Here is a 13,599-nt window from a genome sequence, read left to right as displayed (position 1 = left end):
TATAAAATGGATATACCGTCTAAAATAGATCATACTATATTAAAACCTGAAGCTGATAAACATTCCATAGTAAAATTATGTGAAGAAGCAAAAAAATATAAATTTGCTGCAGTTTGTGTAAATCCATATTATGTATCCATGTGCAGTGAACTTTTAAGAGATTCTGATGTAAAATTAGCAACTGTAGTAGGATTTCCCCTTGGTGCAAATACTTCTGAGGCTAAGGTCTTTGAAACGAAAAATGCCATAGAAAATGGAGCAGTTGAGATAGATATGGTAATAAATATAGGGGCTTTAAAGGATAAAGACTATGATATAGTTAAAGAAGACATAAAAGGAGTAGTTAAGGCATCGAAGGGAAAAGCTCTAGTAAAGGTAATAATTGAAACATCCCTTTTAACAGAAGAAGAAAAAATTAAAGCTTGTGAAATTTCAAAACAGGCAGGAGCAGATTATGTTAAGACATCTACAGGATTTAGTAGTGCTGGAGCAACAGTTTCAGATGTTAAATTAATGAAGTCTGTAGTGGGAGAAGGTATGAAAGTAAAGGCTTCTGGAGGAATTAGAGATTTAGAAACTGCTAAATCTATGATAGAAGCTGGAGCAAGTAGACTTGGTATGAGCGCAGGAGTTAAAATTATAGAAGAAATGAAATAAAAAGGGGGAAACCCCTTTTTATTTTTAAAAATAATTCTTTTTACTTATAAAATTCCTTAAATATGTAAAACTATATATAGGAGGGATTTTATGAAAAAAAGAATATTATTTTTGAGTTTAATTTTAATGTTGCAATTAGGCTGTAGTAAAAACAGTATAGAGGACAATGAAGAAGCTAAAAATATCTCAATAGATACAAAGGCAGAGTCTTTAGACATTTTGAATAAGTCAGAGGATATATCTGATGTAGTAGTAGAGCTTTTTGGTATAGATAATGCCAGTACTATAGTTTTTAACAATAAAGCTCTTATATCTATATTGCCAGCCTATGATAAAGAATTAGATGATGATTTAAGAGAAGTTATAAAGCAAAAAGTTTTAGAGGATTTTAGTGATATAGAAGAAGTAAAAATAAGTGATAATAAAAAGATATTTTCTCAAACTGAAGATATAATTATAGAAATTTTACAGGGAAAATCATATGATGATTTCGTAAAAGAGATAAGTGGTATTATGGAGAAAATAGATAGAGAAAACAAATAAAAAAGATATAGGGATATTTTACATATTTTGGGTATCATATCTCTATGTCTTTATTTAGGAGGGATAAAATGTCCTTAAAAACTGAAAGGATAAATTTAGGAAATAATATAAATTTAAATCTTATTAAAACTAATAAATTCAAGTCAAATCTTTTGAGTTGCTATTTTATAAGACCTTTAGATAGGAAAGAAATTACAAAAAATCCATTAATTCCATTAGTATTAAAAAGAGGGAATGAAGATTATCCTACAAACTTAGATATGCAAAGGAAATTAGAAGAAATGTATGGGGCTAATTTAAGCATAGCTGTAAATAAAAGAGGGGATAGCCAAGTAGTAAGGTTTTCTATGGAATGGGCAAATGGAGATTATTTAAATGATCCAGAGTACGACTATGAAATTAGTAAAATACTAAAAAATATTATCTATAAACCTGCATTGGAAAATGGAGTTTTTAAATCATCCTATGTAAAGCAGGAAAAGGAAAATTTAAGAAAAACAATAAATGGTAAAATAGATGATAAAAGATCATTTGCAATAGAAAGATGTATAGAGGAAATGTGCAAAGGTGAAAAATTCAGCTTGTATCATTTAGGTTATGTGGAAGATTTAGATTCAATTGATGAAAAAAATCTGTTTCAACACTATAAAGAATTTTTAGAGACTAGTCCTATGGAAATCTTTTATGTAGGAACTTTTGATGAAAAATTTGTAGAGCATTTGAAGGGGTTATTTTCTATAAATAGAAATAATGTGGTGAAAATAGAAAAAGAACCTTTATCTTTATCCAGTGATAAAACAAATTTTGTAGAAGAATCTCTAGATGTAAATCAAGGGAAATTAGTCTTAGGGTGTAAGGCAGGTATAGATTATAAAGATAAATTGTATAATGGACTTATTTTAGCTAGTAATATATTAGGTGGAGGGCCTAATTCTAAACTGTTTAAAGAGGTTAGAGAGAAAGAAAGCCTTGCATATTATGTAGCTTCATCTGTATATAAATTTAAATCTATAATAATAATAGATGGTGGAATTGAATTTGATAATTTTAATAAAACTAAAGATATTATAGAGTTGCAATTAGAAGGGTTAAAGGCTGGAGATTTTACAACAGAAGATATGAATATAGGAAAGAGTTCTATTAAAACTTCTATGGAGTCAATAGGAGATAGTATATTTTTAATTTCTGAATTTTTCTTTAGCCAATTATTATCTGATGAAACTAGGAGTTTAGAAAAGATTATAGAAGACTTTAACTCAGTGACAAAGGAAGAAGTAATTCAGGCAGCAGAAAAAATAAAAATAGATACAGTTTACTTTATGAATGGCAAAAAAACTGAATAGGAGGTGTATAATTTGAATATTAAAGAGATTGAAAATAAAAATATAAAGGAAAAAGTTATGTTTAAAGAGCTTGAAAGCGGATTGAAAATATACTTTATTCCTAAAAAGGGATATACAAAAAAATACGCTATATTTTCAACTAATTATGGTTCTACAGACAATGAATTCATATCTATAGACGATAATAAAAGCATTCAAGTACCAGAAGGAATTGCCCATTTTTTAGAACACAAGCTATTTGAAGAACCACAAGCTAATATATTTGAAAAGTTTTCTACAATGGGAGCAAATGTAAATGCATATACAAACTTTGATCAGACATCTTATTTGTTTTATAGCACAGATTTCTTTTATGAAAGTTTGGAGTTATTAATAAAGTTTGTTCAAAATCCATATCTTACAGATGAAAATGTGGAAAAGGAAAAGGGGATTATAGCTCAAGAAATAAGAATGTATGAAGACAATCCAAGTTGGAGAGTTTTCTTTAATCTATTAGATGCTATGTATTTAAACCACCCTGTAAAGATTGATATTGCAGGAACTGTAGAAAGTATAAATACTATAGATAAAGAAATGCTTTATAAATGTTATAATACTTTCTATAATCCTTCAAATATGGTTTTATCTATAGTAGGAGATTTAGATTTTGAAAAAATTATAGAGGTTGTAGAGAGTTCAGAAAGAAAAGATTTAGTTTACAAGGAAGAAATTAATAGAATTTTTCCTGATGAACCAGAGGAACTAAATAAAAAGGTAGTAGTCCAAAATATGATGACTGCAAACACTTTATTTTATATGGGATTCAAAGATTTAGATGTAGGATATATAGGTGAAGAAAAGGTAAAAAAAGACATAGTTACGAATATAATTTTAGATATGCTCTTTTCTAAGAGTTCAAAGTTCTATAATGAATTTTATGAAACAGGACTGATAGATAGTAGTTTTAGTGCATATTATACAGGCAAAAAGACCTATGGTCATTCTTTGATATTTGGACAGTCATCTGATCCACAAAAGGTGTATGATGAGATAGTTAAATTAATCAAAAGGCCAATTGAAGAAATTTTAGATAGAGAGACCTTTATAAGAATAAAAAGAGATAATCTAGGTAGTTTTTTAATGGGCTTAAATTCTATTGAGTTTATAGCAAATAATTTTACAGACTTATATTTTGAAGATTTTTTACTGACGGATTATTTAGATTTAATGGATAAAATAAAATATGAAGATATATTAAATAGATTTAAGGATCATTTTAAAGAAGATAATTTAGCCTTATCTATTATAAATCCCCTAGAACAATAGCTAATATTGAAAAAATATGATAAAATACAAAAGTTAATATATTAAGGGGGAATTATATGGATCCAACTGCTTTTACAGTATTTGGCATAGACATACAATGGTACGGTATACTTATTGCATCTGGTGTAATTATAGGTACCATTTTAGCCTTAAAAGAGGCGGAAAGAAAAGGTATAGAAGAAGAAACATTTTTAGATTTATTATTATTTGCAATTCCAATATCTCTAATAGGTGCTAGACTTTATTATGTAGTGTTTAGCTGGGATCAATATAAGGATAATCCTATAGAGGCCTTCAACTTTAGAGGTGGGGGACTTGCTATACATGGAAGTATAATTGCAGCAGTTATTGTTACTATAATATTTTGTAGAATTAGAAAGTTGAATTTTTGGACTATAGTAGACATAGCTGCTCCAAGCTTGATATTAGGCCAAGCAATTGGTAGATGGGGGAATTATTTAAATAAAGAAGCCCATGGTGGCCCAACAGATCTTCCATGGGGAATAATGATAAACGGAGTCAAGGTTCATCCCACATTTTTGTATGAATCAATTTGGAATTTTTTAGTATTTGGATTTTTATATTGGTATCAAAAAAAATCAGATACTAATGGAGAGATTTTCCTATTATATTTAATACTCTATTCTTTTGCAAGATTTTTTATTGAAGCATTGAGAACAGATAGTTTAATGTGGGGACCAATTAGAGTAGCACAATTAGTGAGTTTTGTTACAATAGCAGTTGCTTCTATTATACTTTATAAGAAGAAAAAACAAAGAATTTAGAAAAAAGTCTCTGGGAACAGAGACTTTTTTATTATGCAGGCTCGATATTAGGACTTAAGTCCTAAAATTGAGCCTGTTTTTATGTAATATATAGAAGGAATCCTTAAAATAGTATAGAATATAATATAAGTGGTAGAAAGTGGTTCAAAGTGGTATAAATATAGCTGGGGTGGTTGATATAAATGTTTATAGGTGAATATCAACATACATTAGATACTAAAGGACGAATTATAATACCCTCTAAATTTAGAGAAGACTTAGGGGATAGTTTCGTGATAACAAAAGGATTAGACAGCTGCCTCTTTGTATATTCTATGGAAGAATGGAAAATAATACAAGATAAATTAAAAGGCTTACCACTTACAAACAAGGATGCAAGGGCATTTATACGTTTTTTCTTTTCAGGGGCAAGCGAAGTAAGTTTAGATAAGCAAGGTAGGGTACTTCTTCCATCTAATTTAAGAGAACACTCCAAACTTAAAAAAGATGCTGTAGTAATAGGAGTAGCAACTAGGATTGAAATTTGGAGCAAGGAACAGTGGAAAGATTACAATGAAGATGATAATTTAAGCTATGACTCAATAGCTGAGAAAATGGCTGAATTAGGGATATAAATGGAGGAATTACACATGAACTTTAATCATATATCAATATTATTAGAAGAAGTTATTGAAGGTTTAGATATAAAAAAGAATGGAATATATGTAGATGGTACTCTGGGTGGTGGGGGACACTCCCTAGAAATAGTAAAAAAATTAGAAGATGGTAAATTAATAGGGATTGATCAAGATGAAAATGCGCTTAGAAAATCTAGAGAAGTATTAAGTGAGTATAGGGACAAAGTGGAAATTGTACATAATAATTATGAAAATATGGACAAGGTTCTACAAGAATTAAATATTTCTAAAGTAGATGGGATACTTCTTGATTTAGGAGTTTCATCCCATCAGTTTGATGAAGGTGAGAGAGGATTTTCATATAATAAAGATGCTCCTTTAGATATGAGGATGGATAAAGATAATGGTTTTTCTGCTTGGAATGTGATAAATGAATATTCAAAAAGCCAATTAGAAGAAATCATATGGAAATATGGAGAAGAGCGATGGGCAAAGAGAATAGCAGAATTTATAGTAGAAGATAGAAAAAATAAATCTATAGACACTACTTTTGAATTGGTAGATACAATCAAAAAAGCAATACCTAAAAAAGTTAGAATGGAAGGATCACATCCTGGTAAGAAGACTTTTCAGGCTATAAGAATAGAAGTTAATAGGGAGTTAGAAGTATTAGAAAACTCTATAGAAATGATGGTTAACCTTTTAAAACCAGGAGGAAGACTTGTAATTATAACATTTCATTCTTTAGAAGATAGGATAGTAAAGGATACTTTTAAATATCTATTTAAAAATTGTATATGTCCACCTGGGATACCTCAGTGTATGTGTGATAAAAAAAGGGAAATAGAAATAATTACAAGAAAACCAATTATCCCATCAAAGAAAGAAATTGAAGAAAATAGAAGGTCCAGATCTGCAAAACTTAGAATAGCTAAAAAACTTTAAGGTTCTAAAAACATAAGGAGGAGAATAAATTGTTAGTAACTAAAGCTGAATTAAACTATTATCCTGAAGAAGTATATGAAAACCCAAGTGAAAACTCAAGAAAAAAGAAAAATACAAAAAAAGACAAGAAAAAAACAAGTTTTAATGTAGCTATCAAAATAACATTTTTATTTTCTGCACTTATTATACTGGGAATAAGTTTGTTTATTTTATTTAGATATGCTAATATAACTAAGATGAGAATGGAAGTAACTAAGCTAGAGAAACAAAAGGTAGAGCTAGAGAAGGTTAAAACAGACTTAGTAGCCGAACTAGAAGGGATAAAGAGTTCTCAAAAGATAGAGACAGAAGCAATAAATAAATTGGGTATGAGTTATCCAAAAGAAGGACAAATAGCATATATAACAGTAAATAATACACTTGATAATTTAGAAGATAAAAATACAAAAGAGGATACGAAAAAGGTATTTGATTTGATTACGAGTTTGTTTTAGGAGGTTTTTTTATTGCAATCACCTAGTAAATCCTCTAAAAATAGGTTAAAGGGTACTTTGATTTTTTGTTTAATACTAATAATAAGTTTAGTACTTAGATTAGGTTATTTACAAATAGTTAAAGGAGAAGAATTAAAAAAGGGCGCTTTAGAACAGTGGAGAAAATCTATAGATATAAAGCCAAAAAGAGGAATAATTTATGATAGAAATGGAAAAAAGCTAGCCCTAAGTGTAAATGCATATACAGTTTGGGCAACTCCAGCAGATATAAAGAAAAATTATAAAAATCTTGAGGAGGTAGCTAAATCTATAGGGGAAGTTTTAGACTTAGAAGAAGATTTTGTATATGAAAAGATAACCAAAAATCGTAGTAATGAAAAGATAAAACAGTGGATTACCAAAGAAGAGGCAGATACTCTTAGAAAACTTAATTTAAAGGGAATAAGTATAGTAGAAGATAACAAAAGATATTATCCATACGGAGATTTTGCTTCTCATATTTTAGGCTTTACAGATATAGATAATAACGGTTTATATGGAATAGAAAGGATATATGATGAAGAATTAACAGGAGTACCAGGTAAGTGGGTCAGAATGACAGATGCTGCTAATAGGCAATTACCATATGACGGAGAAAAGGTATATGATCCAACTGATGGAACCTCTGTAGTACTTACAATAGATGAAACTATACAGAGATTTGCAGAGAAAGCTGCGCAACAGGCTTTGTTTGATAATAAAGCTAAGGGAGTATCCATAATAGTAATGGAACCTAAGACAGGTGATATACTTGCTATGGTAACACTGCCTGATTATGATCCAAATAATCCTAGAGAGCCACTAGATGAAGAATTAAAACAAGAATGGGAAAATTTATCTTCAGAAAAATTAATGGAAAAATGGAATGAACAATGGAGAAATTTTGCTATAAATGATATATACGAGCCAGGCTCTACATTTAAAATATTTACTGCAGCAGCTGCTTTAGAAGAAAACACTTCAACATTGGATTCACACTACTATTGTAGTGGAACTATAAAAGTAAGTGGTAGGGTATTAAAATGTGCTCAATGGTACAATCCGCATGGATCACAAACTCTTAGAGAAACAATGGAAAATTCTTGTAATGTTGCATATGTTAATATTGGTAGAGATTTAGGAAAAGAAAACTTATATAAGTATATAAAGGCTTTTGGATTTGGGGAAAAGACAGGTATAGAATTACTTGGAGAGCAATTGGGAATCATACCTATGAATGCAGATGTCATAAAAGAAATAAATCTTGCAACTATGTCCTATGGCCATGGAATTGCTATAACACCTATTCAATTAGCTACCGCAGTATCTGCAGTTTCAAATGGTGGTAATTTAATGGAGCCGAGAATAGTTAAAGGTTTAATAGATAAAGATAGTAATACGGTAAAAGAAAAAGAAGTTGTAGTAAAGAGAAGAGTCCTATCTAAAGAGACATCTGATACTATGCTTAGTCTTTTAGAAAGTGTAGTAAAAGATGGAACTGGTTCTAGAGCTTATATTCCTGGCTATAGAATAGGTGGAAAAACTGGAACTGCTCAAAAGATAATTGATGGAAGATATGCAAAGGGGAAATATATAGGTTCCTTTGTTGCTGTAGCTCCCATAGAAGATCCGCAGCTTGTAATTTCAGTAATAGTAGATGAACCTGGTGCAGGCTATAATTATGGAAGTATAACTGCAGCGCCTGCTGCAAAATCTATACTAGAAGATGTATTTAATTATTTAGAAATACCTCCTAAGTATACAGAAGAAGAAAAAGAAATGCTAAATCAAAAAGTAATAGTTCCAGATATTAGAAATAAAGTAATAGGGCAAGCGGGAGAAACTTTGACCAAAGCAGGTCTTAGATATACTACAGAATACTTAGAGCTTACAAATGATTCTATAGTATTAGATCAATTCCCTACACCTGGGACAGAAGTTCAAAAAGATTCTATAGTAGATTTATATATAAATAGTCCATTGGAAGAAAAAACTAAGATGCCCTATTTAGTAGGAAAGTCTAAGGAGGAAGTAATAACTATACTCAATGATATGAATCTTTCTTATACTTTAGAGGGAACCGGTAAGGCAATTTCACAAAATCCTCTACCGGGAGAAGAGCTAGATGGTAAAGATATAAGTATTACTGTAAAATTTGAAGAAGAACAATAATTTGTTATAAGGCAACATAATTATGTTGCCTTATACTTGATTATTTAATAAACTACATAAAATAAGTGATAAAATATTCACAAAAGGTTTTTTAGGAGGATAAAACAAATGATAGATTATATAGATTTAATACGTACTATAGGAATTTCTTTTTTAATAACTTTGATTTTAGGACCTATTATAATTCCTATGTTAAAAAAGTTTAAAATTGGTCAAAGTATAAGAGAGGAAGGTCCAAAATCACATTTATCTAAATCAGGTACTCCTACTATGGGCGGAGTTATAATATTTGCATCATTAATAATTACTGTTATTTCAACTGGACAATTAAATAATGACATGTATATATTGATTTTATCAACCTTTGGTTTTGGAATGATTGGATTTTTAGATGATTATATAAAGGTAGCGAAGACAAGAAATTTAGGGCTTAGAGCTTATCAAAAGTTAATAATTCAAGTAATTTTAGCAGTAATTTTAGCAGTTTATCAGTCTAATACTTCTGTATTAGGGACAAAATTAATAATACCGTTTGTAAGTCATGAATACCTAGATCTAGGAATACTTTATATTCCATTTATTGTGTTTGTGGTGGTAGGAACTGTAAATAGTGTTAATCTAACTGATGGATTAGATGGTTTGGCTTCAGGAGTAACACTTATTGTATTGTCATTTTTCGGATTAGTTTCTCTAAATTGGGGAATGGATAGTATAACTATTTTTTCTACTGCTTTAGCAGGAGCCTGTTTAGGTTTTTTAATACACAATGCTCATCCAGCTAAAATTTTTATGGGTGATACAGGTTCCATGGCTCTAGGCGGTGCTGTATCGGCAATTGCAATTATGCTAAATTTGCCCTTAGTACTTCCTATAGTAGGAGGTATATATTTTGTAGAAACTCTATCTGTAATTATACAAGTTATTTCCTTTAAACTTACAGGAAAAAGAGTTTTTCTCATGAGCCCTCTTCACCATCATTTTGAACATAAGGGCTGGAAAGAGACAAAAATAGTTACGGTATTCTGGATTGTAACTGTTATTTTGTGTCTAATAGGAATTTTAGGAATGCCAATTAATTAATAAATAGGGTGATTATATGTATCTTAAAGACAAAAGAGTTTTAGTAATGGGGCTTGGTATATCCGGATTGTCCACGATTAAAGTTTTAAATAAATATAAGGCCAAAATAATTATTACCGATTCAAAGGATGAAATAGAGCTAAAGGATAATTTGGATTCTATTAAACATATAAACTTTGAAAGAAAATTAGGTAGTGAAGAAATTGATTTAAATGGAGTAGAACTTATTATAAAGAGTCCAGGTATACTACCAAATTCTAAAATTTTAATAGATGCTGAAAAATTAGGTATAGAAATTATAAATGATATAGAATTAGGGTATAGATTATCTAATGCTCAAAATATCATAGGAATAACTGGAACAAACGGTAAGACAACGACAACTACATTAGTAGGAGAGATATTTAAAAATGCAGATTTAAATCCTCACATTGCGGGAAACATAGGTATAGGCTTTTTAAAAGAAGTGCTTAATTCTAGGGTAGATGATTATTTTGTGTTGGAATTAAGCAGTTTTCAATTAGAGCATACTAATTCTTTTAAGCCGAAAATTGCATTAATATTAAATTTAAGTCCAGATCATTTAGATTGGCATGGGGATTATAAAAACTATGTTAAATCCAAAAAGAAAATATTTAAAAACCAAGACAAAGAAGATTACCTAGTTTTAAATTATGATGATGAGATTTTAAGAGGATTTGAAGATGAAATAAATTCAAATATAATGTGGTTTAGCGTAGATAGTTATTTAAATAAAGGAATTTGTTTGAATGGTAAAAGCATAGTATATAATGATGGAGAGTATGAAAAAGAAATTTTGAATTATGATGATTTAAAGATAATAGGAAGACACAATTTAGAAAATGCATTAGGAGCAATAGCAGTTTCTATAGTATTAGGAGTAGATGTAGAAATTATAAAGTATACATTGGAAAATTTTAAAGGAGTAGAACATAGGCTTGAATTTGTAGATGAAATAAATGGGGTGAAATTTTTCAATGACTCTAAAGGCACTAATCCAAATGCAACAATAAAAGCTATAGATGCTATAGATGGAAAAATAATTTTAATAGCAGGAGGATATGAAAAAAATAGTGATTTTCATGGATTTATAAATTCCTTTAAAGGAAAAGTAAAATATCTGATATTGTTAGGAGATACTAAATATAGAATAAAAGATGTAGCTCTTAAACATAATTATAAAGATGTAAAATTAGTAAATACTATGAAGGAAGCTGTAAACTTAGCTTATAATTTAGCCAAAGAAAAAGAATCTATACTACTATCTCCAGCTTGTGCTAGTTGGGATATGTATAAAAATTTTGAAGAAAGAGGTAAAGATTTTAAAAGACTAGTCTATACTTTAGGAGATGGTCATATTGAAAAAAAATAATAGGAGAAAAAAGGCGGTAGACTTTACTCTTTTTTTAACAGTCATGCTATTAGTATTTATTGGAATTATAATGGTATTTAGCTCTAGCTGGCCTCGGGCTATGGTAGAATTCGATAATGGATACCATTTTTTGAGAAAGCAATTAATAGCCGCTATTTTAGGATTTATTGTCATGTTGGTTTGTATGAATTTCAACTATAGATACTTAAAAAAATTATCACCAATAATCTATACTGTTTCCGTAATACTAGGATTACTTATATTTTCGCCAATAGGAGTTACATTGAAGGGGGCGCGAAGATGGATTAATATAGGATTTTTATTTATGCCTTCAGATGTAATTAAGCTAGGTTCTATAATATTTTTTGCTGCTTTTTTATCCAATAAAAAAGATAAAATTAAAGGTTTATGGCATGGTACAGTACCTGCACTTATGTATATAGGACTTTCTTGTGGACTTATATATCTGCAAAAGGATTTAGGTACAACAGTAACTTTAGCGGGTGCTATGATGGCTATGTTCTTTATAGCGGGCATGAAGTGGAGCCACCTATTTACTTTAGCTGGTGGAGCAGCTTCTTTATTATACTTTGCAATTATAGACAAAGATAATCTATATAGGATGGATAGATGGATGGCTTTTAAGGATCCTTTTGCCTATAAATTAGATGAAGGTTGGCAGGCAGTACAATCACTATATGCCCTTGGTTCAGGAGGGGTATTTGGTCTTGGACTTGGGAAAAGTAGACAAAAGTTTTTTTATATTCCTGAATCCTATAATGACTTTATTTTTTCAATAATTGGAGAAGAATTAGGATTTTTAGGTACTTTAACTATATTACTACTTTTGATGTTGTTAATTTGGAGAGGAATAATAATTGCTCTTAGAGTAGAAGATTTGTTTGGGAGTTTTTTAGCAACGGGAATAACAGCTTTATTAGCCATACAGAGTATCATTCATATAGCAGTAGTTACATCTTCTATACCCACTACAGGAATAACTCTACCACTAGTTAGCTATGGAGGTACATCGTTGATTATTTATATGGCTGCAATAGGAATATTATTAAATATTTCTAGACATACAAGATAGGAGTGAAAATATGAAATATTTAATATCAGGTGGTGGTACAGGGGGACATATATATCCAGCCTTAGCCATAGCCAAGGAAATAAAAAGTATAGACATAAATGCTAAAATATTATATGTGGGAACAAAAAACAGTTTAGAGTCTGAATTAGTTCCAAAAGAAGGGTTTGATTTTAAGACTATAAGGGTAAATTATTTACCTAGAAAGATAAATAAAAAGCTTTTTATAGCAATAAAAGAATTGTTTTTAGGACTTAGGGATGCTGATAATATACTAAAAGAATTTAAACCAGATATAGTAATTGGAACAGGAGGATATGTAAGTGGACCTATTTTATACAAAGCTAATAGGAGAAATATAAAAACCTTAATCCATGAGCAAAATGCCTATCCAGGTATAACAAACAAGATCCTTTCTAGATATGTAGATAAGATAGCAGTTACTTTTGATACAGCTGCTAAATATTTTAAACATCCAGATAGGGTGGTAAATACAGGTAATCCTATTAGGAAGGAAATATTAAATATAGATAAAAATGAAGCCAGAAAAAAATTAAATATAGATTCTAATAAACCTTTGGTATTGTCCTTTGGAGGAAGTGGAGGACAGTGGAAATTGAATAAGGAAATTTTAAATATCATAGAGAAAGACTATATAGGTGATGATATTCAACTTATACATATTACCGGTAGAAAACTTTATGAAGATTTTAAAAGTAGCCTAAGTAAAAATAATGTAAAAGAAAAGGAAAATATAAAAATATTACCTTATCTCTACGAGATGCCCGATGCATTAAATATAGCTGATATTGTCATATCTAGTTCTGGAGCTATAACACTTGCAGAAATATCTGCAATAGGGGTACCTAGTATATTGATACCTAAGGCATATACAGCAGAAAATCATCAGGAATATAATGCTAGAGATTTTGAAAAACAAGGAGCTAGTATTGTTATACTTGAAAAAGAGCTAGATGGTAAGATATTGATTTATAATATAAAGGAATTATTAAAAGACAAAGAAAAATTGAATAAAATGTCGAAAAACAGCAAAAAAATGGGCAAACTAGATGCAAGTAAGAAGATTGTAGAGTTAATCCGAGAATTAACCCTTTAAAAGTAACCTATTTCACTTCTATGCATAAAATAATGGTATA

At 29.6% G+C, this 13,599-nt stretch carries 13 protein-coding genes; all 13 read left to right on the top strand.

The annotated features are described in order from the left end of the window. The first annotated feature begins 6 nt into the window (after positions 1-6). The 13 genes from deoC to murG all read left to right on the top strand — a co-directional run bounded on the left by deoC (position 7) and on the right by murG (position 13,559). Positions 7-657 (top strand): deoxyribose-phosphate aldolase, encoded by a 651-nt coding sequence (gene deoC / locus AC4PG3_RS07940; RefSeq protein ID WP_492196129.1) that lies wholly within the window; start codon positions 7-9, stop codon positions 655-657. A 90-nt stretch (positions 658-747) separates the two neighbouring features. Further along, complete coding sequence (locus tag AC4PG3_RS07935) at positions 748-1,200, top strand: YhcN/YlaJ family sporulation lipoprotein (RefSeq protein WP_492196128.1); 453 nt, start codon at positions 748-750, stop codon at positions 1,198-1,200. A gap of 68 nt (positions 1,201-1,268) precedes the next feature. After that, positions 1,269-2,543, top strand: coding sequence for an EF-P 5-aminopentanol modification-associated protein YfmF (gene yfmF, locus AC4PG3_RS07930; RefSeq protein ID WP_492196127.1), 1,275 nt, complete (start codon positions 1,269-1,271; stop codon positions 2,541-2,543). Between the two features lie 12 nt (positions 2,544-2,555). After that, entirely contained in the window at positions 2,556-3,848 is a 1,293-nt protein-coding gene (gene yfmH, locus AC4PG3_RS07925; RefSeq protein ID WP_492196126.1) for an EF-P 5-aminopentanol modification-associated protein YfmH, read from the top strand. Positions 3,849-3,904: 56 nt separating this feature from the next. After that, positions 3,905-4,633 carry a prolipoprotein diacylglyceryl transferase gene (lgt, locus tag AC4PG3_RS07920; protein ID WP_492196125.1) on the top strand — a complete coding sequence of 243 codons (729 nt, stop codon included), beginning with the start codon at positions 3,905-3,907 and terminating at the stop codon, positions 4,631-4,633. A 182-nt stretch (positions 4,634-4,815) separates the two neighbouring features. Next, positions 4,816-5,247, top strand: coding sequence for a division/cell wall cluster transcriptional repressor MraZ (gene mraZ, locus AC4PG3_RS07915; RefSeq protein WP_492196124.1), 432 nt, complete (start codon positions 4,816-4,818; stop codon positions 5,245-5,247). A gap of 15 nt (positions 5,248-5,262) precedes the next feature. Beyond that, positions 5,263-6,195, top strand: coding sequence for a 16S rRNA (cytosine(1402)-N(4))-methyltransferase RsmH (rsmH, locus tag AC4PG3_RS07910; protein WP_492196123.1), 933 nt, complete (start codon positions 5,263-5,265; stop codon positions 6,193-6,195). 29 nt (positions 6,196-6,224) lie between these two features. Next, positions 6,225-6,689 carry an FtsB/FtsL family cell division protein gene (locus AC4PG3_RS07905; RefSeq protein WP_492196122.1) on the top strand — a complete coding sequence of 155 codons (465 nt, stop codon included), beginning with the start codon at positions 6,225-6,227 and terminating at the stop codon, positions 6,687-6,689. A gap of 12 nt (positions 6,690-6,701) precedes the next feature. Beyond that, entirely contained in the window at positions 6,702-8,879 is a 2,178-nt protein-coding gene (locus AC4PG3_RS07900) for a stage V sporulation protein D (RefSeq protein WP_492196121.1), read from the top strand. Positions 8,880-8,987: 108 nt separating this feature from the next. After that, positions 8,988-9,959: a phospho-N-acetylmuramoyl-pentapeptide-transferase gene (gene mraY, locus AC4PG3_RS07895; RefSeq protein ID WP_492196120.1), complete on the top strand. Its 972-nt coding sequence runs from the start codon at positions 8,988-8,990 to the stop codon at positions 9,957-9,959. 16 nt (positions 9,960-9,975) lie between these two features. Continuing rightward, positions 9,976-11,352, top strand: coding sequence for a UDP-N-acetylmuramoyl-L-alanine--D-glutamate ligase (gene murD, locus AC4PG3_RS07890; RefSeq protein ID WP_492196119.1), 1,377 nt, complete (start codon positions 9,976-9,978; stop codon positions 11,350-11,352). After that, entirely contained in the window at positions 11,339-12,445 is a 1,107-nt protein-coding gene (ftsW, locus tag AC4PG3_RS07885; RefSeq protein WP_492196118.1) for a putative lipid II flippase FtsW, read from the top strand. Before murD ends, ftsW begins: the two co-directional genes overlap by 14 nt. Before the next feature lie 10 nt (positions 12,446-12,455). Then, positions 12,456-13,559, top strand: a complete 1,104-nt coding sequence (gene murG, locus AC4PG3_RS07880) for an undecaprenyldiphospho-muramoylpentapeptide beta-N-acetylglucosaminyltransferase (protein WP_492196117.1) — start codon at positions 12,456-12,458, stop codon at positions 13,557-13,559. The last annotated feature ends 40 nt before the right edge of the window (positions 13,560-13,599 follow it).

The sequence above is a fragment of the Tissierella sp. QWL-11 genome (assembly GCF_058683765.1).
The sequence above is the reverse complement of the archived record's forward strand: the minus strand, read 5'-3'. Positions and strand labels throughout refer to the sequence as shown.